The sequence below is a fragment of the Burkholderia sp. AU16741 genome (assembly GCF_002223345.1).
In the GTDB taxonomy this organism is placed as follows: Bacteria; Pseudomonadota; Gammaproteobacteria; order Burkholderiales; family Burkholderiaceae; genus Burkholderia; species Burkholderia sola.
In genome coordinates, this window is sequence record NZ_NKEZ01000011.1 from 409,044 (window position 1) to 432,431 (window position 23,388).

The window sequence follows — 23,388 nt, forward strand, 5'->3', positions numbered from 1 at the left end:
AAAACAGGTATGGTGCAACGCAATATTCCGGATCTAAAGTCGGATTTTGATACCCATAAGGTATAAAAAATCCCGCCTAAAAGTATTGGACGCGTCATTTCCCCGCCGCGTATAAATCCATTCCATGAACAGCCCCCACGCAGCGCGCTCCATGTCCTCCGCCACCATCGAACGCATCGAAACCCGCCTCGTCGATCTGCCGGCGATCCGCCCGCACAAGCTGTCGGCGGCGACGATGCACGGTCAGACCTTGATGCTGACGAAGGTGTTCGGTAGCGACGGCGTGACCGGTATCGGCGAAGGCACGACGATCGCGGGTATAGCCCACTGCCCGGAAAGCCCGGCATCGCGCTCGACGGGAACGAGGTCGGGCGCTTCGCCCGGAAGAGGCTGACGAACGTCACGCGGCAATCGAGTCAGGCAAAGACCGTCATCCCCCCCAATACACATGGAGACAGCATCATGAGCGTCAAAGTTTTCGATACCCGGGAAGTGCAGGACCTGCTGAAGGCCGCATCGAACGCGGGCGGGAGCGGCGAAAACGGCACGAAAGGCGACGCACGCACGCAGCAGATCGTGCTGCGCCTGCTCGGCGATCTGTTCAAGGCGATCGACGATCTCGACATCACGCCCGACGAAGTGTGGGCCGGCGTGAACTATCTGAACAAGCTTGGTCAGGATGGCGAAGCGGCGCTGCTTGCGGCCGGCCTCGGTCTCGAGAAGTATCTCGACATCCGGATGGATGCCGAGGACGAGGCGATCGGCCTCGACGGCGGCACGCCGCGCACGATCGAGGGGCCGCTGTACGTGGCGGGCGCGCCGGTGCGCGACGGCGTCGCGAAGATCGACCTCGACGCGGACGACGGCGCGGGCCCGCTCGTGATCCACGGCACGGTGAAGGATCTCGACGGCAAGCCGGTGGCCGGCGCGCTGGTCGAGTGCTGGCATGCGAATTCGCACGGCTTCTATTCGCACTTCGACCCGACCGGCAAGCAGAGCGATTTCAACCTGCGCGGCGCGGTGAGGACGGGCGCCGACGGCCAATACGAATTCCGCACGCTGATGCCGGTCGGCTACGGCTGCCCACCGCAGGGCGCGACGCAGCACCTGCTGAACCGTCTCGGCCGCCACGGCAACCGCCCCGCGCACGTGCACTTCTTCGTCGACAGCCCCGATCACCGCAAGCTGACGACGCAGTTCAACATCGACGGCGATCCGCTGATCTGGGATGACTTCGCGTATGCGACGCGCGAGGAACTGATTCCGCCCGTGACCGAAAAGACCGGCGGCACGGCGCTCGGCATGAAGGCCGACGCGTACCAGGACATCGAGTTCAACTTCGTGCTGACGCCGCGCGTGCAGGGCAAGGACAACCAGATCGTCGAACGCCTGCGCGCGTCCGCCGCCGCATAACCGCCGACGGCACGGCGGCGCGCGTGCGCCGCTGCTGCCGGCCGGTCCCCCGAGATTCAACCGATACCGATGCGAGCGTGCTTGCAGGACGCGGCACGCGCATGGAAGGAGCCATCATGGCCGTCACGATCGACGCTACGAACGAACTGGATCACCTGCTGGAGACCGCCGTGCAGGATGACAAGGCGGCCGGCATCTTCCGCTGCCGCCGCGACATCTTCACGAACGCGGAGCTGTACGAACTCGAGATGAAGCACATCTTCGAGGGCAACTGGGTGTACCTCGCGCACGAAAGCCAGATTCCCGACAACAACGATTACTACACGACGTGGATCGGCCGCCAGCCGATCGTCATCACGCGCGACAAGACCGGCGAGCTGCATGCGGTGATCAATGCGTGTGCGCACAAGGGCGCGATGCTGTGCCGCCGCAAGCACGGCAACAAGGGCAGCTTCACGTGCCCGTTCCACGGCTGGACCTTTTCGAACACCGGCAAGCTGCTGAAGGTGAAGGACGAGAAGACGACCGAGTATCCGGTGCAGTTCAACACGCACGGCTCGCACGACCTGAAGAAGGTCGCGCGCTTCGCGAACTATCGCGGCTTTCTGTTCGGCAGCCTCAACGCCGACGTGCTGCCGCTCGAGGATTATCTCGGCGAAGCGCGCGTGATCATCGACCAGATCGTCGACCAGGCGCCGAACGGGCTCGAAGTGCTGCGCGGCAACTCGTCCTACATCTACGAAGGCAACTGGAAGATGCAGATGGAAAACGGCTGCGACGGTTACCACGTCAGCACCGTGCACTGGAACTATGCGGCGACGATGAGCCGCCGCAAGGAAGACGGCACCAAGGCGGTCGATGCGAACGGCTGGAGCAAGTCGGTCGCGGGCGTGTACGGCTTCGACAACGGCCACATCCTGCTCTGGACCAAGACGATGAACCCGGAAGTGCGGCCCGTGTACCAGCACCGCGACGAAATCCGTGCGCGCGTCGGCGACGTGCAGGCCGATTTCATCGTGAACCAGACGCGCAACCTGTGCGTGTACCCGAACGTGTTCCTGATGGACCAGTTCAGCACGCAGATCCGCGTGGTGCGGCCGCTCGGCGTCGACAAAACCGAGGTCACGATCTTCTGCTTCGCGCCGAAGGGCGAGAGCGAGGCCGATCGCACGACCCGGATTCGCCAGTACGAGGATTTCTTCAACGTGACCGGCATGGGCACGGCCGACGATCTCGAGGAGTTTCGTGCGTGCCAGGCCGGCTATGCGGGCATCACGGCGATGTGGAACGACCTGTCGCGCGGCGCGCCGCTGTGGATCGACGGGCCGGACGAGAACGCGCAAAAGATGGGGCTGAACCCGCGCATTTCCGGCGAGCGCAGCGAGGACGAAGGGCTGTTCGTGTGCCAGCACGAACACTGGGTGCGCGTGATGCGCGATGCGCTGAAAAAGGAACGCCGGGAGGTGGCGGCATGAGCTTCGATTACCGGACGATTTGCGCGGCGCTGTATCGCGAAGCGCGCCTGCTCGACGATCGCGAGTGGGACGCGTGGCTGACCTGCTACACGGAGGACGTCACGTACTGGATGCCCGCGTGGGACGACGACGATCGGCCGACCGACGATCCGCAGCGCCAGATTTCGCTGATGTATTACGCGGACCGCGGCGGCCTCGAGGATCGCGTGTTCCGGATCAAGACCGAGCGCAGCGGTGCATCGACGCCCGAGCCGCGCACCAGCCACAACGTGACGAACGTCGAGGTGCTGGCCGAACGCGACGGCGAGGTCGACGTGCGCTACAACTTCCACACGCTGAACCATCGTTACCGCGTGACCGATCACTTTTTCGGCACGATGTTCGTCACGTTGCGCCGGGCGGGCGATGCGCTGCTTATTTCACACAAGAAGATCGTGCTGAAGAACGACTACATCCGGCAGGTGCTGGACGTGTATCACGTCTGACGCCGTTGGTTTGCCATGAAAGGAAGTGGAGGTGACGCGATGTCCAGCTACAAGATTGCATTGAATTTCGAGGACGGGGTGACCCGCTTCATCGACTGCAAGGCCGGCGAGAAGGTGCTCGACGCGGCCTTTCGCGCGAAGATCAACCTGCCGATGGATTGCTCCGACGGCGTGTGCGGCACCTGCAAGTGCCGCGCGGAAAGCGGCCGCTACGACCTCGGCGACGATTACATCGACGATGCGCTCACCGAGGACGAAAAAGACGGCGGCCTCGTGCTGACGTGCCAGATGGTGCCGCACAGCGATTGCGTGATCGCGGTGCCGACGTCGTCGGTCGCGTGCAAGACGGGGCAGAGCAGCTTTGCCGCCACGGTCACGAAGGTCGAGCAGCACAACGATGCGGCCGTCGTGCTCGAACTCGACGTCGGCGCGAGCGCGCCAGCGTTCCTGCCCGGGCAGTACGTGAACATCGGCGTGCCGGGCAGCGGCCAGCATCGCTCGTATTCGTTCTCGTCCGCGCCGGGCGACGCGAAGGCCGGTTTCCTGATCAAGAAGATTCCCGGCGGCGTGATGAGCACGTGGCTCGAATCGGCGAAACCCGGCGATACGCTCGAACTGCACGGGCCGCTCGGCAGCTTCTACCTGCGCGACGTGCAGCGGCCGCTGCTGTTCCTCGCGGGCGGCACGGGCCTCGCGCCGTTCCTGTCGATGCTCGACGTGCTCGCGCGCAGCGGGTCGCAGCAGAAGGTGCACCTGATCTACGGCGTCACGCGCGATCTCGATCTCGTGCTGGTCGACGCGATAGAAGCGCTGGCGGCGAAACTGCCGAACTTCAGCTTCGCGACGGTCGTTGCGGATGCGGCATCGAACCACGCACGCAAGGGCTGGGTCACGCAGCACATTCCGGCCGACGCGCTGAACGACGGCGACGTCGACGTGTATCTGTGCGGCCCGCCGCCGATGGTCGATGCGGTGCGCCAGTATTTCGACGACGCGGGCGTGAAGCCGAACAGCTTCCACTACGAGAAGTTCACCCCCAACGTCACGGTAAAGGCGGCATGATCATGCAACGATTCTCCGGCAAGATCCTCGTCGTCACCGGCGCGGCGCAGGGCATCGGCCGCGGTGTCGCGCTGCGCGCGGCGGCCGAGGGCGGCAGGGTGCTGTTCGTCGATCGCGCCGATTTCGTCGCCGAGGTGGCGGCCGAGGCGACCGGCGGCGAGACGGCGGGCTTCGTTGCAGACCTCGAAACCCATGAGGGCGCGCATGCTGCGGTCGCATATGCAGTGCGGCGGTTCGGCGGCATCGACATCCTGATCAACGGCGTCGGCGGCGCGATTCGGATGCGGCCGTTCGCCGAGTTCGAGCCGGCGCAGATCGACGCGGAAATCCGCCGCTCACTGATGCCGACGCTCTATGCGTGTCACGCCGCGCTGCCGCACCTGGTCGCGCGCGGCGGCGGCACGATCGTCAACATCTCGTCGAATGCGACGCGCGGCATCCGTCGGGTGCCGTACTCGGCGGCGAAAGGCGGCGTGAACGCGCTGACGTCGGCGCTCGCGATGGAGTATGCGGAACACAATATCCGCGTCGTCGCCACCGCGCCGGGCGGCACCAGCGCGCCGCCGCGCCGCGTACCGCGCAATGCGGCCGGCGACACCGGGCAGGAACAGGCGTGGATGGCCGAGGCCGTGCGGCAGGTGACCGACTCGACGTACTTCAAGCGCTACGGCAGCCTCGACGAGCAGATCGCGCCGATCCTGTTTCTCGCGTCGGACGAGGCGAGCTACATCACCGGCACGGTGCTGCCGGTCGCGGGTGGCGATACGGGTTGAAGGGCGCGTTGCCGACTTGCTTGCTTCACCGTGAGCGCGCCGCGGCCGGGCGCACGATGACCGTCACATCACCGGCCGGCGCGGCGAGCCCGGCCATGGAGAACCTCATGAGCACACGCGAAGCGATTATTCCCGCCGGCATGGAAGCCGTATACGAAAAAATCGGCTATGCGCCGGCGATCAAGGTCGGCGATACGGTTTACGTGTCCGGCCAGATCGGCCGCGACACGGCGATGCAACTTGTCGAGGATCGCGAAGCGCAGATCGTGCAGGCGTTCGAGAACCTGAGGCGCGTGCTGGACGCGGCCGGTGCGTCGTTCGCCGACGTGGTCGACCTCACGACTTTCCATACCGACATGCGCGACCTGCCGCTGTTCATGCAGGTGCGCGACCGCTATTTCCACGCGCATCCGCGGCCGGCGTGGACGGCCGTCGGTGCGCACATGCTCGGCGGCACACCCGGCTATATCGTCGAGATCAAGGCGGTGGCGGTGCCACGGCGGTGATCGATGGGCATCGTTCCCCGGTGCCGCGCTTGCCGTCGATAGGGCGGTTTCGTCGATCGACCCGTCGCGCGAGCCGGAATTGCCTGCGCAGGCCCGAATCGATCGGGCCGGCCGGCACGACGAATGGCGGACGGATCAATCGCGCGCGTCGACCGCGGACTGAAGCGCAGGCTCGCCCGGCGCTGCCGGTTCATGCGCGCCGCGATCCGAGCCGGCGGCACGGCCCGGCCCGATCCTGAACCAGATCGCGTACATCGCCGGCAGGAACACCAGCGTGAGGATCGTCCCGGCGAACGTGCCGCCGATCAGCGTGTACGCGAGCGTGCCCCAGAACACCGAATGCGTGAGCGGAATGAACGCGAGCACGGCCGCCATCGCGGTGAGGATCACCGGCCGCGCGCGCTGCACGGTCGCCTCGACGACCGCATGGAACGGGTCCAGTCCGGCCTGTTCGTTCTGATGAATCTGCCCGATCAGGATCAGCGTGTTGCGCATCAGGATCCCCGACAGCGCAATGAGTCCGACCAGCGCATTGATGCCGAACGGCTGCCCAAACAGGATCAGCGTCGGCACCACCCCGATCAGCCCGAGCGGGCTCGTCATGAACACCATCACCATCGCCGAGATCGAGCGCACCTGGAAGATGATGATGACGAGCGTGATCGCGAGCATGATCGGAAACAGCGGCAGCATCGCCGTCGTCGCCTTGCCCGATTCCTCGATGGAGCCGGCTTCTTCGATCCTGTAGCCGCTCGGCAGCCGCGCGACGATCGGCTGTAGCTGCTTCGTGATCGCGGCCGATACGTCCGGCGGCTGCAAACCGTCGGCGATGTCGCCGCGCACCGTGATCGTCGGCACGCGATCGCGCCAGCGCATGATCGGCTCCTCCATCCGCACGTCGACTTTGCCGACCTGCGACAGCGGAATGCGCTGCCCGTTCGCGCCGGCGAGCGTGAAGTCGTCGAGCCGCGCCGGGTCGAGCCGCGCATCGCCGCCCGAACGCGCGACGACCTGCACGGTCCGGATATCCTCGCGCACCGCGGTGACCGGCACGCCGGTCAGCAGGAACTGCAACTGCTGCGCGACCGCGCTGGACGTCAGCCCGACCGCCTGCAGGCGATCCTGCTGCAACGTGAAATGCAGCGTCGGCGCGCGCGTGCCCCAGTCGGCATTGACCGTGCGCATCATCGGGCTGTCGTTCATCACGTGCCCGACCTCGGACGCGATGCCGCGCAGCGTGTCCGGATCGGGGCCGGTGATCCGGTACGCGACCGGGAACGGCGAATACGGGCCGAACACGAGTTGCGTGACGCGCACGCGTGCTTCCGGCGCGAGGCCGTCGGCGACGGCGCGGCGCAGCCGTGCCTTCAACGCGTCGCGTTCGTCCTGGCTGTCGGTGCGCACCACGATCTTCGCGAACGACGGATCGGGCAGCTCCGGCCCCATCGCCAGATAGAAGCGCGGCGCGCCCTGGCCGACGTACGCGGTGACGATCCGCGCTTCCTTCTGCTTCGCGAGCCACGCTTCGACCTTCGACGCGGCGGCGCTCGTCTGCGAGATCGACGTGCCGTACGGCATCTGCACCTCGACGAGCACCTCGGGGCGATCGGAGATCGGGAAGAACTGTTTCTTGACGACCGCCATGCCGAGAATGGCGAGGACGAACAGGCCGACGACGGACCCCGCGACCAGCCATTTACGCGCGATCACGCGCGTCAGCAGCTGGCGGAAGCGGTTGTAGCGGGGCGTGTCGTAGATCGCGTCGTGGCCGCCTTCGATCTTCCTGAACTCGGGCAGCATCTTCACGCCGAGGTACGGCGTGAACACCACCGCCACGACCCACGACGCGATCAGCGCGATCCCGACGATCCAGAACATGTTGCTCGTGTATTCGCCGGCCGTGGAGCGCGCGAAGCCGTTCGGCATGAAGCCGACCGCGGTCACGAGCGTGCCGGCCAGCATCGGCGCGGCCGTATGGCTCCACGCGTAGGCCGACGCGGCCACCCGCCCGTAGCCTTGCTCCATCTTCACGACCATCATTTCGATCGCGATGATCGCGTCGTCGACGAGCAGCCCGAGCGCGAGAATCAGCGAGCCGAGCGTGATGCGGTCGAAGTTCTTGCCGGTGGCGGCCATCACGACGAACACGATGGCCAGCGTCAGCGGCACGGCCGCGGCGACCACGAGCCCCACGCGCCAGCCCATGCTGACGAAGCTCACCAGCATGACGACGAGCAGCGCGGCGAAGAACTTGACCATGAACTCGTCGACGGCCGAGCGGATGTTCACGGATTGATCGGTGACCTTGGTCAGGCTCATGCCGAGCGGCAGCCCCGCATTGATCGCGCCGACTTCGCGGTCCAGCGCGCGGCCGAGGTCGAGCCCGTTCCAGCCGTCGCGCATCACGATGCCGAGCAGCAGCGCGGGCTCGCCGTTGTTGCGGATCATGAACGTCGACGGGTCTTCGTAGCCGCGTTCGACGGTCGCGATGTCCGACAGCTTCAGCGTGCGGCCCTGCGAGACGATCGGCGTGTCGCGGATCTTCTGCAGCTTGTCGAACGCGCCGTCCACGCGAATGAAGATCTCCGGCCCACGCGTCTCGACGGAGCCGGCCGCCGTCAGCACGTTCTGGCCGTTGAGCGCGGCAAATACGTCTTGCGGGCTCACGCCGAGCGTCGCGAGCCGGTCGTGCGACAACTGCACGTAGATGCGCTCGGCCTGCTCGCCGATGATGTCGACTTTTTTCACGCCCGCCACGTGCAGCAGCCGCTGACGCAACGCTTCGGCGTCGCGCACCAGCAGGCGCTGCGGTTCGCCCTTGGCCTTCAACGCGAACAGTGCGAACGTGACGTCCGCGTATTCGTCGTTGACCATCGGGCCGATCACGCCGGCCGGCAGGTTGGTCGCCTCGTCGCCGATCTTTTTCCGCGCCTGGTAGAACTGCTCCTGCACCTCCGACGGCGGCGTGCTGTCGAGCAGCGTCAGCGTCGTGATCGCGAGACCGGGGCGCGTATAGGTTTCGGTGCGGTCGTACCAGCGCAACTCCTGCATGCGCTTTTCGATCTTTTCGGCGACCTGGTCGTGCATTTCCTGCGCGGTCGCGCCCGGCCATGCGGTGACGATCGTCATCACCTTGATCGTGAACGCCGGATCTTCCGCGCGGCCCAGCTTGAAGAACGACACGAGGCCGGCCAGCGAAATCAGGCAGATCAGGAAGAGGGTGATCGCGCGCTCGCGCACGGCGAGCGCGGAGAGGTTGAAGCGGCGTTCGCTCACGGCCGTGCTCCTTCGCTCGCGATGGTGGCGGCCGGCGCGGCCACGCGCACCGCTTCGCCTTCGTGCAGCAACTGCGCGCCGAGCGCGACGACGCGCTCGCCTTGCTTGAGTGCGCCGTCGCCGGATACGCGCGCGCTGTCGTCGTCGAGATGCGCGACCTTGACCGCCCGCCACGTCACCTTGGCCGGTTCGCCGGCGACGACCCACACGCCGGGCCCGTTGCCCGAGTCCAGCAGCGCGCCGATCGGCACCTGCATGCCGCGTTGCGAAGCCGTGCGCGCGTCGTCCGCGATGCGGATCGTGACGGTCGCGCCGAGCGGGGCATTGGCCAGCGCGCCCTGCAACACGTAGCGCGCTTCGAATGTCCGCGTTCTCGGATCCGCGGTATCGGAAAGCTGGCGCAGCGTCGCGAGGACGCCGGCGTCCGGCTTGCCGAACAGCGCGGCCTGCGCGATCGACCCGATCGCCGGACGCAGGGTTTCCGGCAGCTGGATCACGGCCTCGCGGCTGCCGGCGTGCGCGAGCCGCACCACCGGCTGTCCCGCGCTGACGACCTGGCCGGGTTCCGCGAGCGTTTCCATCACCACCCCATCGCCATCCGCGACGAGTTGTGCATAGCCGGTCGCATTGCGCGCGACGTCGGCGTCGGCCTCGGCGGCGCTCAGTTGCGCCTTTGCGGCATCGGCCGCGGCCTTGGCCTGGTCGTACGCGGATGCCGATATCGCGCCGGTGCCCCGCAGGTCGCGGTAACGGGCTTCATCCTCGGCGGTTTGCCGCGCGCGGGCCCGTGCGGCAGCGACGGCCTCGTCGCGGGCACGCGCCGCCAGCTTCAGGTCGATCGGGTCGAGCCGCATCAGCGGCTGGCCACGCCGTACGGTTTGCCCGGTATCGACGAGCCGCTCCAGCACCTTGCCGGCTACCCGGAAGCCGAGATCGCTCTGCACGCGCGCGGCGACGGTTCCGGTGAACGAGCGGGACGCGGGAGCGGCCGCCTGCACGACGGCGGTGCGCACGAGCGGCGCCTCCGTGCGCGGGTCGGACGGCGCTTTTCCGCTGCAGGCGGCTAGCGCGAGGGGCAGTGCGGAAGCGACTGCGAAGAAAGCGAGGCGACGCCGAACCATGAAAGACCCAATGACGAAGTGAGCGGGGCTTTCATTGTGTATCTAGTGACCAATATAGTCAATAGTCACAATCGGTGACGTATCACGGCGCGAGGCTTCGAAGGACGAGGCTGGACAGTTGGGCGGGCGCGGCGTCGGTCGTGTCAAGGTTGTACTGCAGCAGCAGCGGGTTCAGGTACGGCCGCATCACGAGGTAGATCGCCGTCGCGGTTTCGTCCAGCGGCGTCTTGCGCTCGAACTCGCCGCTCTGCCGGCCTTCCTGGAGGACGTCCTGCAACAGCGTCTGCACGCGCGCCTCGTAGGCCTGCACCGACTGCCAGTTTTCGGTCGCGGCCGAGGCCGCGATGTCGTACAGCTTGCGGTCGCGGAAAAACAGCCGCAGGCTCGCCTCGGTAAAGACCTTGAACATCCGTCGCAGCTTTTCGGTGGGCAGGTCCGCCGCGGCCACGGCCGCGCGCACGTCCGTCTCAATCTCGCGCAGGCAGTTCGCGCAGATCATCTCGCCGATCGCCTGCTTCGACTCGAAGAACTTGTAGATATAGGCCTTCGAGAAGCCGATCGCCTTCGCGAGGTCCGACACGGTCGTCTTTTCATAGCCGTACCGGCTGAAGTGCTCGGTGGCGGCGGCCACGATCTGGTCGCGGACGTCGTGGTCGGCCGGGCCGCGCGCGGGCGCCGGGGAAGGGTCGATTTTTTTCATGAGCTGCAACGGACAGGAATGGACAACGAGTGACTATTTGGTATTATAGTCACTACCGGATTCTTGCTAAAACCCCTCATGCTACCCAAACCCATCGTTGCCGCGGCGCTGGCCGCCCTCTTGTCGGCCGGGTGCGCCGTCGGTCCCGACTATGTGCGCCCGGACGTGGCGATGCCGGAGCAGTTCCAGGGGCAGCGCGCCGTGGAGCAGCGCCACGCGGCGGCCGATGCCGATCTCGCGACGTGGTGGACGGGCTTCGGCGACCCGCAACTGACGCGGTACATCACGCTGGCGCTCGCCCAGAACCTCGACCTTGCGCAGGCCGCGGCGCGCGTCACGCAGGCGCGCGCGGGGCTCGGTGCGGCGAATGCGGCGCTGCTGCCGTCGGGCAACGTGAGCGGCCAGGCGGCGCGCGTCTACCAGTCGGTCGAAACACCGTTGGGGCAAGTGTTGAATGCGACGCCCGGTTTCGACCGTCATGGCACCGACTACGAGGCCGATCTCAACGCGAGCTGGGAGCTGGACGTATTCGGCGGATTGCGTCGCGGCCGCGAAGCGGCGCTCGCCGACTATCAGGCGTCCGAAGCGGCGTCGGTCGCGACGCGGCTGGCCGTCGCCGCGCAAACCGCGGATACCTACATCACGATTCGCGGGTTGCAGGGCCGCCTCGACGTCGCGCGGCGCCAGGTGCGGACCGAGCAGGATCTGCTGTCGACGCTCAACCTGCTCTATGGAAAGGGCCTCGCGGCGGAGCTTCAGGTGAGGCAGGCCGAAGGCGCGCTCGCGCAGGTTCGCGCCACGGTGCCGGTGCTCGAAGCGGCGCTGGACGCGGCGATGAATGCGCTCGACGTGATGCTCGGCGCGCAGCCCGGCACGCATCGCGCGGAATTGCTTGCCGGCGGCGACGTACCGGTCGCACCGCGGATCGCGGCGATGGGCACGCCCGGCGAACTGCTGCGGCGCCGGCCCGACCTGATCGTCGCCGAGCGGCGCGTGGCGGCGTCGAACGCGCGCATCGGCGCGGCCATCGCCGAGTACTACCCGAAGTTCTCGCTGAGCGGGCTGATCGGCAGCGCGACGACGATGGGCGCGGGCAACCTGTTTGCCGGCGGCGCGAACCAGGCTGCCGGCGTGCTCGGCTTGCGCTGGCGCCTGTTCGACTTCGGCCGGATCAGTGCGCAGATCGCGCAGGCAAAAGGGCAGGATGCCGAAATGCTGGCCGCGTATCGGCTCGCGGCGCTGCATGCGACCGAGGACGTCGAGAATGCGTTCTCCGCGCTCGTCAAGCGTGACGAGCAGGCGGCCATTCTCGGCGACGGCGTGAATTCGCTCGGCCGCGCGCGGGCCGCGTCGTTTGCGGCTTACCAGAGAGGGGTGGTCAGCCTGATCGAAGTGTTGCAGGCCGACGAAAGCCTGCTGCGCGCATCGGACGAGCGCGTGCAGGCGCGAACCGAATCGGCGCGCGCGGCGGTCGCCGCATTCAAGGCGCTCGGCGGTGGATGGCAGGCGCCGGAAGCGCAGGCTGTTGCGAGCCGGTAGCGGGAGCGTCGAAGCCGCGGTGATCACGACGGTCATCGCCGCGTCGGGATTGCATCTGACCGTTTGCGCCGACCACGCAGACCGCCGAAGCGGCACCTGTGCCTGAACCGACGTCGCGCACGCGTGCGGCGGCCCACCGGTGAATGTCATCAGGGGCGGATTGCAAACGTCGCACAGGTGATTCAGTCGGCATCACGTGGAAAGCCCTGCGCGTCACGTGCCGACACCATGTATCACGCCTCGCAACCGCCTCACGTGGTGCTCCGATACCGGCGCCGCCTGATTCCCCCACGCGTAGCTGACTTCCGCGGTGGTCTGGCTACTCGTTCATCTACGGCGTCACGCGCGATCTCCAACTCGTGCCGATCCGGGTATTGATTCCTTTTGCATGGGCATCGGCTCGCCATTCACGTCGCTATTCGCCGCTTTGTATTTGAGATAACGATATTTTCTCGCGTGATAAATTATTTCGGGTGCGATTGAATTGACGGTCTCGACTGCCAAATTGAGATCGATCGGTTTCGTACGCGTCCTATGTGCTGTTCGAGCGGCACGTCGCCAACTTATCAAGAATATAAAGCATGAAAAAATCAGCCGGCACCCTCTTGCGCGCACTCGCCTGTGCGAGCCTGTTTGCAACCTCTGCTTCGTGGGGATTGACCACGACTCCGTCCGGCAGTTTTGTGTTGAGCAAGGGGAATAATTCGAGTATTGACTTCTCGTTCAATATTCAAAGCGATCCGGGCAGCAAGAACTATGTTTTTTGGGCTCAACAGTTTGGGTTCGAGACCGGACCTATTGGCTATCTCGGCCTGCAGCGGGTGGGGGATACCAAGAAGATCATCTTCTCCATCTGGAATGCCGCCTCGTCGGTTGCGTTGATGGAGGGCGCTGTCGCGGAGCGGTTTGGTGGTGAAGGAACCGGGCAACACGTCATCGCACCATTTGATTGGCAGCCCGGGCACGATTACCAATTCAGACTCGAAAATTCGGGAGGTGCCTGGTGGGAGGTATCGGTCACCGATCTGACTACCTCTGCTCGGTGGCGTTTGGGCAAGATCGAGGGGGCACCCGCATGGGGGAAGCTGCGGAAGAATGTAACGACGTTTACCGAAGTATTCGTCAACAGTCGCCGCTGCGAGAGTATTCCCTATGCGCGGGCTGCATTCGGTCCGCCAAGTTCCGACAACGGTGTGGGCAGGACGACGCAAGTGACCGCGCGCGCCTACGGAACGTTCGGCGCGCCGTGCACACTGCAGCAATTGGCGGGAGCAAAGGACGGGGTCAACTTCGGTACACGGTCCGACAAGGTCGGTTCGACGCTCGTTCATCAAATCGGACTCGGCAATGGCCCGCAAAATTGGGGGGACTTCGATCGACGAGGACGGATCGGCGCAATTTTCGCGAAACCGAATTCGACCACCGGCGGGGCAGACTATTTCATGTTGAAAGCCCTGGGGCCCGACGGGCGTTATTGGTATTTTCCGAAAAATGGTTCCGATAATTATTTCTGGTCGTATCTGGGTAATAAAGAGCCCAGTTATAACGTTAATCCGATGATGGCGCTTTCGGATCAAATGGTCCGCCAGGAAAATCTCGACAAGCTTGATGCCAGCGGTGCTTTTATTCACGGCGTGTTAGCTAACAGCCCTGTGAAATCGATGCAAATTACCACTGCCGACGGCAGCTGGGTCAGCGCTATCAATCTTCCGGCCACGACAGTGGACGGAGCGGTCGTGCAGGCCGCCATACGTTCGACATGGCCTGTCAACGTCGTTGTCAATGGTGAAAATATAAAACTCGATAAAGGTTCGACAAAGAATTTCCTCTACTCGTACGGCGAGTGGAGCGATCGTCTTCCTAATGTGACCGTGAGTTCGCAGCCAGACTTGAACAAACTGGACGGTGCGGGCAACTATCTTCGTACTTTGCTCCAACATAGCGACTACGTGCATATCGTTACCGGCGATGGACACTGGGTCGGTCAGATCAATTTCCCCTCCAATGCCGTTGAGGGCGCAACGATCAGGGTCAGCGTGCGTTCTACTTATCGCGTGACGGTGGCATATGGCTCGGGGGCCATCACCGTCGTCAAAGGCCAGTCAAAGCTTTTCAAATATTTGAGTAACGCGTGGACGCCGTGCCAGACTGACTGGTCGTGTCGGAAATGAGGAACGACCGGGCGTTGCCCGGCCTGAAGGCCGTGTGACGCCCGCCACCGGGGCGACAAGGACGGCCGCACAGGCACGGCCGAACGGCAAGGCCACGGCGCCGGCCCAGGCACGGCGGCCTACCGCTTGATCGCCCCCCGCAACCGCCGCACATCCTGCTCCGACACCGGTGCCGCCCGATTCCCCCACGCACCGCGCACGTAGCTGACCACCGCCGCGATCTCGCCGCTCGTCAGCGCGCCGCGCATCGCCGGCATCCGTTGCACCGGCCCCGGCTTGCCCGGCGCCGGCTGCGCGCCTTCGACCACGATCCGGATCGTGCTGGTCGGATCGGCCGCGAGCACGATCGAACTGCCCGCGAGCGCCGGCCCGTGATCAGGTACGCCTTTACCTTCGGCGCCATGACAGCGTGCACAGAACCCCGCATACACCCCGGCCCCCGGCGCCTGCTGGCCGCCTCCCGGACGCGGGCCCGCAACCGTCAGCCGAGGGACACCGACACCGAGCGGATTCGTCGCGGCAGTCGGTTGCGCGGGCAACGATTTCAGGTACACGGCGATCGCGTGGCGATCGGCATCCGTCAGCAGCGCGGTGCTTTCGCCGACGACCGGCGCCATCGCGCCGAACACCGCGCCGCGCGCCGCATGGCCGCTGCGCAGGAACGCGGCGATGTCGTCGGCCGACCAGCGGCCGAGGCCGTCCGGGTCCGCGCCGGTCAGGTTCGGCGCGAACCAGTGGTCGTTGATGCCGCCGGTCAGGAACGCGGGGCTGCGCTCGTCGTAGCCGCGTTCGTTGTAGGCCGGCCCGCGCGGCGTATGGCATGCGCCGCAATGGCCGAGCCCCTGCACGAGATACGCGCCGCGATTCCATTGCGCCGATTGCGACGGCCTCGGCGTGAACCGGTCGCGGTTCGCGAACGCGAGGCTCCACAGCGCGAGCGCCCAGCGCTGGTTGAACGGAAACGGCAATTGCGTGAGCTTTGCCGCGTTCGGGGATGGCGCGACGCCGCGCATGAAATACGCATACAGCGCGCGCACGTCGTCGTCGGTGAGGTGCGCGAGCGACGGGTACGGCATCGCCGGATACAGCCGGCTGCCGTCCGCGCGCACGCCGCGCCGCAACGCATCGTCGAACTGGCGCAGCGTGTAGTGGCCGATCCCGTGCGTCGGGTCCGGCGTGATGTTCGGCGCATAGATCGGCCCGAACGGCGAATTCACCGGCTGCCCGCCCGCGTACGGCGTATGGTCGGCCGCATCGTGGCACGCGGCGCAATCGCCGGCGAGCGCGAGATAGCGGCCGCGCGCGATCGTCGCGGCGTCGGCGCTCGCGGCAGCCGCCGCGATGACCGGGCGGCGGGCGGTTGAAGCGGAAGCGGCGTCGGGCGGTGGGGGGGATGCCGCGGAAAATGGCGCATCCGCCACTGACGCATCCCGGTCGCGTGACAGTCGACGATCTTCCTTCACGCGAGCGGACATCGACGCGCCGGCATCGGCCGCCGCCGCGTGAATCCGCACGAACCGCCAGCCCGACGCGGGCCCGGGCGCTTCCGCGGCCGACGCGGCGTCTGCCGCATCGGCGGGAGCGGCGGTATTGTCGTCCTGCTGCATATCGCATCCGCAGAGCGCGACGCATACCGCGAGCGCGACCCCCGCGCGGCGGCCCGGCACCTGGAACGGGAACGAAGCGAACGGGATCAGCGCCATGGACTGCAAGGCCCCACGAAAGCGGTGACGATTCCCGTGAACACCAGACCGATCACGAAACCAACCGCCGCGAGCATGCCGCAGCGCGCGAGAAAGCGCGTGCTGCCGTCGCGCGTCACGGCACGCGCATCGGCATCGTGCCGGCGCCGCCACGCGTACGCGAGCCAGGTCGCGCAGGCCGCGGCCGCCGCGAACGCACCCGCGGCGATCAGCGCGAGCCATACGCCGACGTGCGCCCAGCGCGGCGCGGTTTGCGCGACACCGAGCGGATAGCACGCGGTGGACGCGAGCGTCTCCGACACCAGCATCTGCGCGAACCACAGCGCGGGTGCGCCGACGAGGCCGGCCGCGATCGCGAGCAGCGGTGTCCACGCGCGTCGGGCGTCGTTCATCCGGTGCTCCTCAGCCAGAAGGGCGATACGTACAGCGCGGTGAAGATGAACAGCCACACGATGTCGACGAAGTGCCAGTAGAGCCCGCCGACCGTCAGCGCGACACGTCTTTCGCGGCCGAAGAAGCCGGCGGCCGTCCACGCGGCGAGCAACGCGAGGATCACAAGACCGACCACGACGTGTGCGAGGTGGAACCCCGTGATCGTGAAGTAGAGGCTGCCGTACAGATGCGCGGTCGGGCCGTACGGGTGGTCGCGCCATTCGTGCAACTGGACCAGCGCGAACGCGGTGCCGAGCGCCAGCGCGACGACGAGCAGCGCGACCGCGCGCGCCTGCCGGTCGGCCCGCACCGCGCGCTCGGCGAGCCACACGAACACGCTGCTCGACAGCAGCACGACCGTGTTGGCGGCCGCGAGCCCGATCTTCGGCATCCCTTCGGGCGGCCACGGCGCGGACCACTGCGACTGCAGGTAGAAGTAGCAGAACAGCAGGTAGCCGAACAGCCCGGCCTCGGTCACGATCAGCGTGAGCACGCCCCACCAGCCGCTCGCGCGTTCGCCGCAACTACCGATCGGCAGCGGCTCGATGCACACGGCCGGCGCGCCGGCCGGCACCGTCGCCGACGGCGGTTCGTCCGGATGACGCCCGACGGCCGCGGCGAGCGCCTGCGTGTCGGCGCGGGCCGGCGGGCGCGCGCGCTGCCCGAGTTCGCGGCGCGGCCACAGCCATGCGGCGGTGGCGATCGCGCAACCGGCGGCCGCCGCGCAGACGAGCGTCGGCGAGCGCGCGAGCATCGCCGCGAACACGGCGGTCGCGAGCAGCGCGAGCACGAACGGCATGCAACTGTCTTCGGGCATCTTCAGGATCGCGCTCGGCGCGGCGGCGAGCGGCGTGACCGCGAGCGCCTCGCGCCCGTCCGCGAGCCGGTAGCCGACCCGCAGGCTGGTGCGCGCCGGATCGTCGCGCGTTTCCCACAGCGGATGCCGCGACGCGACGAGCGGCAGCACCGCGAAGTTGTACACGGGCGTCGGCGACGCGACCGACCATTCGAGGCCGGCCGCGCCCCACGGATTCTCGCTGGCGCGCACGCCGCGCTTCGCGCTCACCAGCGCGTTGACGACGAACATCACGATGCCGATCCCGAACACGAACGATCCGATCGTCGTCAGCAGGTTCGACGTGTCCCAGCCCATCCCGGACGGATAGGTATAGATGCGCCGCGGCATCCCGAGCAGCCCGGAAATGTGCATCGGGAAGAAGCCGAGGTTGAAGCCGACCAGCACGACCCAGAAGGTCCAGCGGCCGAACCGCTCGTTCATCATCCGCCCGGTGAATTTCGGGAACCAGTACGCGACGCCGCCGAGTACCGGAAACACGTTGATGCCGAGCAGCACGTAGTGCAGGTGCGCGACGACGAAGTACGTATCGGTGAGCTGCCAGTCGAGCGGCACGGCCGCGGTCATCACGCCGGACACGCCGCCGATCACGAACATCAGCACGAAACCCGCGAAATACAGGAACGGCGTGCGGAACACGGGGCGGCCGGTCCAGATCGTCGCGATCCACGCGAACACCGCGACCGCGCTCGGAATCGAGATCAGCATGCTCGCGGCGCCGAAGAACGCGAGCGCGAGCGGCGCGATGCCCGTCGCGAACATGTGGTGGACCCACACCTCGAAGCCGATCAGCATCGTCGCGACCGTCGACACCGCGACGGCCTCGTACGCGACGAGCGGCCGCCGGCAGAAGGTCGGCAGCGCGTCCGACACGATCCCCATCGCCGGCAGCACGACCACGTAGACCCACGGGTGCGCGAACATCCAGAACAGGTGCTGCCACAACAGCGGACGGCCGCCGTGCGCGACGTCGAAGAAATGCGTGCCGGCATTGCGGTCGAGCCACAGCAGCAGGAACGCGAGGCTCACCGACGGCACCGCGACCAGGTTCGCGACCGACGCGGTCAGCGTGCCCCATACGATGATCGGCACCCGGTCGATCGACATGCCGTGCGCACGCATCCGCAGCAACGTGACGACGAAGTTCGCCGCGCCGCCGGTCGTCGAGATGCCGAGCAGGATCATCCCGAGCGCGTAGATGTCGATGTTCGCGCCGGCGCTGTAGTCGAGCGACGTGAGCGGTACGTAGTTGAACCAGCCGCCGTCCGGCACCGCGCCGAGCGGAAAGCTCGCGTACAGGAACAGTCCGGCGAACAGGAACGCCCAGTACGAGAACGCGTTCAGCCGCGGGAACGCCATGTCGCGCGAGCCGAGCATCAGCGGCCACAGATAGTTCGCGAAGCCGGACAGCACCGGCAGCGCGTACAGGAAGATCATCGTGACGCCGTGCATCGTGAACAGCGAATCGTATTGCGCGGGCGTGAGCAGCGTCGCGTTCGGCCGTGCGAGCTGGATGCGCATCACGAGCGCCTCGACGCCGCCGAGCAGCAGGAACACGAACGCGGTGACGATATAGCGCAGCCCGATGCGCTTGTGATCGACGGTGCCGAGCCAGCCGCGCCAGCCGGGTTGCGATTCCCACAGCTCGGCCAGCGCGCGCTCGTGCGCGGAGCCGGGCGGCGCTTCGCCGAGATCGGGTACGCGGCTGAGCGGGGCGGGCGTGTCGCGGGCAATGGCCATCGGCATCCTCGGTTCAGTGCAGTGTCGCGAGATACGCGGCGAGATCGTCGGCGTCGCGCGGCGCGAGCGCGATCGACGGCATCAGCGATTGCGGTTTGATCTGCTGCGCATGCGCGATCCAGCGGCGCAGGTTGTCGGGCGTGTTGTCGAGCGTGCCGGCCGCGAGCAGCCGGCGCGTGCCGACGTGCGTGAGATCGGGGCCGGCATCGCCCGTCGCGTCGGTGCCGCGCACCGCGTGGCAGCCCGCGCAGCGCGCGGCGAACACGCGCTGGCCGCGGCGTTCGGCGCCGGCGCTCGCCGCGGGGGCTTGGGCCGGTTGCCGCTGCGCGGCGAGCCATGCACGAAACGCATCCGGCGGCTCGGCCACGACTTCGAACGCCATGTGCGCGTGCTGCGCGCCGCAGTATTGCGAGCACTGCCCGCGGTAGATGCCCGGCCGGTCGGCCTGCAGCCATTGGCGGTTGGTCTGGCCGGGAATCGTCTGCGTCTTGCCGGCAAGTTGCGGCACCCAGAACGCGTGAATCACGTCGGCGCTTTTCAGTTCGATCGCAACGGGCTCGCCCACCGGAATATGAATCTCGTTCGCCGTGACGAAGCCCGGGCCGCCCGCATCGTCCGGATAACGAACGGCCCACCACCAGTCTTGCGCGGTCACGTCGATCGTCAGCGCGGGCGGACGCGGCGGCGCCGCGATCGCGCCCAGCACGCGCAGCATGTATACGAGCGCGCCGAACAGCAGCAGGATCGAGATCGCGGTGCCGACGGTCACGATCGCGAGGCCGCTGCCGTAGCCGCCGCCCTGCGCGCGACGGCGAAACAGCGCGATCAGCAGCAGCACCGCGATCGCGACGCAGACGAACATGCACAGCGCGAGCAGCGCCCAGCCGAGCACGAAGACCGGCTGCGCGGCAGGGCCGGCCGCGTGCACGACGTACGCGAGCGGCAGCGTCGTGGCCGGGTTGCCGGGCTCGGCAGGCTCGGCGGCCGCGTGCGCGACGATCGGCGCGACCGCCCACGCGAACGGCGCGATGCAGGCGATACGACGCGTTTTCCTGGACAGCGCGACGAGCAACACGACTCCTTGCCGCATTCGGCGGCGTGACGATAGCCGTTCGCGGCAGAGCAAGTTTCGTGCGCATGACGCTCGTGCGTATGCAGCCTTGGGGGGGCGGAATGGGGCGCGCCACGGCGACTGCGTTACAGCCGGCTTGTAAATTGGGTGGGCGTTCGCGGCAAGTGCCCGGGAGATACGGCTCGCGTGGACGGACGGCATACCGTTTGCTACGTCGATCCCGTTCCGGCACGCATGCCGCATGCCGGCCCTCATCGCAGAACGGGAGGAACCGACCGTGAAGACCGTCGCGATCACCGGCGCGAGCGCCGGCGTCGGCCGCGCGACCGCCCACGCATTTGCACGGCTGGGCGCGAACGTCGCGCTGCTCGCCCGCGACCCGCACGCGCTCGACGACACCGCGAGCGAGGTACGCGCGTATGGCGTCCAGGCGCTGCCGATTGCCGTGGACGTCAGCGATGCGGCCGCGCTCGACGCGGCGGCCGAGCGGATCGAAAACGAACTCGGGCCGCTCGACGTGTGGGTCAACAACGCGATGGTCACCGTGTTCGCGCCGTTCGACGAAATCTCGCCGGAAGACTATGCACGCGTGACGGCCGTCACCTACCTCGGTTGCGTATACGGCACGCGGGCCGCGCTCGCGCGGATGGCCCCGCGCAACCGCGGCACGATCGTGCAAGTCGGCTCGGCACTCGCGTACCGGTCGATTCCGCTACAGGCGCCGTATTGCGGCGCGAAACACGCGATCCGCGGCTTCACCGACGCGCTGCGCTGCGAGTTGCTGCATGCGCGCAGCCGCGTGCGCGTGACGATGGTGCAGTTGCCGGCGATCGACACGCCGCAGTTCGACTGGGCCGAATCGGTGCTGCCGCACGCGCCGCGTCCGGTCGCGCCGGTCTATGCGCCGGAAGTGGCGGCCGATGCGATCGTGCACGCCGCCCGGCATCCGTGCCGCGAGCGCTGGGTCGGCTGGTCGTCGCTCGCGGCGATCGTCGCGAACGGCGTCGCGCCCGGCTGCTTCGATCGCTATCTCGCGCGCACCGCCGTACGCGGCCAGCAGCGCGCGGCGCCGGCCGGCCCGCGCGTATCGAACCTGTGGGCGCCGGTGCCGGGCCGGCATGCGACGCGTGGCACGTTCACCGACGAAGCACACCGCACGGGCGCCGAGGCAGGGCTCGGCGCGTCGCGCGCACTGGCATTCGGCGCGGCCGTCGCGGTGCTCGCGGCTGCGTGTGCCGCCGCACGTAAATGGCGCCGGTGAGCGCGATGCGGATCGAGGATTACGCGCTTGTCGGCGACGGTCGCAGCGCCGCGCTCGTCGCGCGCGACGGCAGCATCGACTGGCTGTGCTGGCCGGACTTCGATTCGCCGCCGTGTTTCGCCGCGCTCGTCGGTACGCCGGACAACGGCCGGTTCCGGATTGCGCCGCGCGAGCAGGATGCCCGCACGACACGCCGCTATCTCCCGCGCACCGCGATCCTCGAAACGACGTTCGAAACGTCGTCGGGCCGTATCTCGATCACCGACTGGATGAGCTGGAACGCGCGCGATCCGTGCCTGATCCGCAGTGTGCGCGGCGAGCGCGGGACGGTCGACGTCGACGTCGATCTCGGCGTGCGCTTCGATTACGGCAACGCGCTGCCGTGGTGCCGGCCTTTCGGCCGCCGCTGGCGGATGATGACGGGCGGCGATGCGATGTGGGTCGACACCGATGCGCGGCTCGACGTACAGAGCGACCGGCTGGTCGGCACGCGACGGATCGCGGTGGGCGAGCGGGTCGATTTCTGCATCAGTTACGCGCGCTCGTTCGACCCGGCGCCGGCCGTGCCCGATGCAGACGCGTCGTTGCACGACACGCAGGCGTTCTGGCGCGGCTGGTCGGATTGCAACGCCGCCGAGGGCCCGTATCGCGATGCGATCGAGCGCGCGCTGATCACGGTGAAATTGCTGTCGAGCCTGCGCACCGGCGGCATCGTCGCGGCGCCGACCAGTTCGCTGCCCGAGCGCTTCGGCGGCAAGCGCAACTGGGACTACCGGTTCTGCTGGCTGCGCGATGCGAGCTTCACGCTGCACGCGCTCGTGCGCTGCGGTTATCGCGACGAAGGCGCGCGCTGGCGCGACTGGCTCGTGCGCGCGATCGCCGATCATCCGTCGCAACTGCAGGTGCTGTATGCGGCCGACGGCGGCCGGCGCGCGGCCGAGTGGGAAGCCGCGCATCTGGCCGGCTACGAAGGCGCGCGGCCGGTGCGCTTCGGCAACGCGGCGGCCGACCAGTTGCAGCTCGACGTGTACGGCGAAGTGCTCGGTGCGCTATATCAGGCGCGCCGACACGGGCTGCCGCCCGACGACGACGCATGGACGCTCGAGCGGCGCCTGCTCGAACATCTCGCGACGATCTGGCGCGAGCCGGACGAAGGCATCTGGGAAGTGCGCAGCGGCCGGTATCCTTTCACGTCGTCGAAGGTGATGGTGTGGGCCGCGGTCGAAAGCGCGTACCGCTCCGCGCGCGCATTCGGTCACCGCGCACCGCTCGACGTGTGGCGGCGCTGGGCCGACGCGGTGCGCGCGGAAGTGCTGGAGCGCGGCTATCACGCGACACTCGGCCGCTTCGTCGATCGCTTCGACGGCGACGGCATCGACGTCAGCCTGTTGCTGATTCCGTTGACGGGGATGCTCGACGCGTCCGACCCGCGCGTCGTGGCGACGGTCGCCGCCATCGAGCGCGAGCTGATGGACGACGGCTTGCCGTTCCGCTATCGGCCGCCGCGTTTCGCGGACGGCTGCGAAGGCGACGAAGGCGCGTTTCTCGCGGCCGGCTTCTGGCTCGTGCAGGTGTACCGGATGCAGGGGCGCGACGACGACGCGCACGCGCTGTTCGAGCGGCTGCTCGGCCTGCGCAACGACGTCGGGCTGCTGTCCGAGGAATACGATGTGAAAGCGCGGCGCATGTGCGGAAATTTTCCGTTCACGCTCGCGCACGTCGGGCTCGTGAACGCGGCGCTCGCGCTGCAGGGCGACGGGCGGGACGACGTCGACATCGGCTAGGGTGCCGCGCCGTCCCGCA

General features: G+C 67.4%; 17 protein-coding genes and 1 pseudogene. 11 read left to right on the forward strand and 7 right to left on the reverse strand.

Translation table 11 applies throughout. The annotated features are described in order from the left end of the window. Positions 1-151: 151 nt before the first annotated feature. From CFB89_RS30835 to CFB89_RS30865, 7 genes and pseudogenes are all read left to right on the forward strand, one after another. A pseudogene (locus CFB89_RS30835) lies at positions 152-343 on the forward strand (muconate cycloisomerase); the annotation flags it as partial. A 119-nt stretch (positions 344-462) separates the two neighbouring features. Continuing rightward, a complete protein-coding gene (catA, locus tag CFB89_RS30840) occupies positions 463-1,413 on the forward strand; it encodes a catechol 1,2-dioxygenase (protein ID WP_089471261.1) in 951 nt (316 codons plus the stop codon). A 116-nt stretch (positions 1,414-1,529) separates the two neighbouring features. Continuing rightward, on the forward strand, positions 1,530-2,888 hold the full coding sequence (locus tag CFB89_RS30845; RefSeq protein ID WP_089471699.1) for a Rieske 2Fe-2S domain-containing protein: 1,359 nt from the start codon (positions 1,530-1,532) through the stop codon (positions 2,886-2,888). Continuing rightward, on the forward strand, positions 2,885-3,373 hold the full coding sequence (gene benB / locus CFB89_RS30850) for a benzoate 1,2-dioxygenase small subunit (RefSeq protein ID WP_089471262.1): 489 nt from the start codon (positions 2,885-2,887) through the stop codon (positions 3,371-3,373). The genes CFB89_RS30845 and benB overlap by 4 nt, the downstream gene beginning before the upstream one ends. Before the next feature lie 39 nt (positions 3,374-3,412). After that, positions 3,413-4,435, forward strand: a complete 1,023-nt coding sequence (benC, locus tag CFB89_RS30855) for a benzoate 1,2-dioxygenase electron transfer component BenC (protein WP_089471263.1) — start codon at positions 3,413-3,415, stop codon at positions 4,433-4,435. Next, the gene (gene benD / locus CFB89_RS30860; protein WP_089471264.1) at positions 4,432-5,208 is read left to right on the forward strand and encodes a benzoate diol dehydrogenase BenD; all 777 of its coding nucleotides are present in this window, start codon (positions 4,432-4,434) and stop codon (positions 5,206-5,208) included. The genes benC and benD overlap by 4 nt, the downstream gene beginning before the upstream one ends. 107 nt (positions 5,209-5,315) lie before the next feature. Next, positions 5,316-5,714 (forward strand): RidA family protein, encoded by a 399-nt coding sequence (locus CFB89_RS30865; protein ID WP_089471700.1) that lies wholly within the window; start codon positions 5,316-5,318, stop codon positions 5,712-5,714. Positions 5,715-5,849: 135 nt separating this feature from the next. On the opposite strand, the gene CFB89_RS30870 is transcribed toward CFB89_RS30865, so the two are convergent. The 3 genes from CFB89_RS30870 to CFB89_RS30880 all read right to left on the reverse strand — a co-directional run bounded on the left by CFB89_RS30870 (position 5,850) and on the right by CFB89_RS30880 (position 10,811). Then, positions 5,850-8,990, reverse strand: coding sequence for an efflux RND transporter permease subunit (locus CFB89_RS30870; RefSeq protein ID WP_089471265.1), 3,141 nt, complete (start codon positions 8,988-8,990; stop codon positions 5,850-5,852). Further along, positions 8,987-10,111, reverse strand: a complete 1,125-nt coding sequence (locus tag CFB89_RS30875) for an efflux RND transporter periplasmic adaptor subunit (protein WP_089471266.1) — start codon at positions 10,109-10,111, stop codon at positions 8,987-8,989. Before CFB89_RS30875 ends, CFB89_RS30870 begins: the two co-directional genes overlap by 4 nt. An 82-nt stretch (positions 10,112-10,193) precedes the next feature. Beyond that, positions 10,194-10,811 carry a TetR/AcrR family transcriptional regulator gene (locus tag CFB89_RS30880; protein ID WP_089471267.1) on the reverse strand — a complete coding sequence of 206 codons (618 nt, stop codon included), beginning with the start codon at positions 10,809-10,811 and terminating at the stop codon, positions 10,194-10,196. A gap of 78 nt (positions 10,812-10,889) precedes the next feature. Between CFB89_RS30880 and CFB89_RS30885 the strand changes: the two genes are divergently transcribed. Both CFB89_RS30885 and CFB89_RS30895 read left to right on the forward strand, forming a co-directional pair. Continuing rightward, positions 10,890-12,350, forward strand: a complete 1,461-nt coding sequence (locus CFB89_RS30885) for an efflux transporter outer membrane subunit (protein WP_089471268.1) — start codon at positions 10,890-10,892, stop codon at positions 12,348-12,350. Between the two features lie 581 nt (positions 12,351-12,931). Then, positions 12,932-14,521 (forward strand): DUF3472 domain-containing protein, encoded by a 1,590-nt coding sequence (locus CFB89_RS30895; RefSeq protein ID WP_089471269.1) that lies wholly within the window; start codon positions 12,932-12,934, stop codon positions 14,519-14,521. A 119-nt stretch (positions 14,522-14,640) separates the two neighbouring features. On the opposite strand, the gene CFB89_RS30900 is transcribed toward CFB89_RS30895, so the two are convergent. Genes CFB89_RS30900 through coxB form a run of 4 tightly spaced genes read right to left on the reverse strand, consistent with a single transcriptional unit; the run spans position 14,641 to position 20,342 of the window. After that, entirely contained in the window at positions 14,641-16,224 is a 1,584-nt protein-coding gene (locus CFB89_RS30900) for a cytochrome c (RefSeq protein ID WP_089471270.1), read from the reverse strand. Continuing rightward, positions 16,215-16,616: a cytochrome C oxidase subunit I gene (locus tag CFB89_RS30905; RefSeq protein ID WP_089471271.1), complete on the reverse strand. Its 402-nt coding sequence runs from the start codon at positions 16,614-16,616 to the stop codon at positions 16,215-16,217. The genes CFB89_RS30900 and CFB89_RS30905 overlap by 10 nt, the downstream gene beginning before the upstream one ends. Beyond that, a complete protein-coding gene (gene ctaD / locus CFB89_RS30910; RefSeq protein WP_089471701.1) occupies positions 16,613-19,252 on the reverse strand; it encodes a cytochrome c oxidase subunit I in 2,640 nt (879 codons plus the stop codon). Before ctaD ends, CFB89_RS30905 begins: the two co-directional genes overlap by 4 nt. A 13-nt stretch (positions 19,253-19,265) precedes the next feature. Then, positions 19,266-20,342, reverse strand: coding sequence for a cytochrome c oxidase subunit II (gene coxB / locus CFB89_RS30915; protein WP_373559883.1), 1,077 nt, complete (start codon positions 20,340-20,342; stop codon positions 19,266-19,268). Between the two features lie 259 nt (positions 20,343-20,601). Here coxB and CFB89_RS30920 point away from each other — a divergent pair, with 259 nt between their 5' ends. Together CFB89_RS30920 and CFB89_RS30925 are read left to right on the forward strand one after the other, a co-directional pair. Then, the gene (locus CFB89_RS30920) at positions 20,602-21,585 is read left to right on the forward strand and encodes an SDR family oxidoreductase (RefSeq protein WP_089471702.1); all 984 of its coding nucleotides are present in this window, start codon (positions 20,602-20,604) and stop codon (positions 21,583-21,585) included. A gap of 5 nt (positions 21,586-21,590) precedes the next feature. Then, the gene (locus tag CFB89_RS30925) at positions 21,591-23,369 is read left to right on the forward strand and encodes a glycoside hydrolase family 15 protein (RefSeq protein ID WP_089471704.1); all 1,779 of its coding nucleotides are present in this window, start codon (positions 21,591-21,593) and stop codon (positions 23,367-23,369) included. Positions 23,370-23,388: the final 19 nt, after the last annotated feature.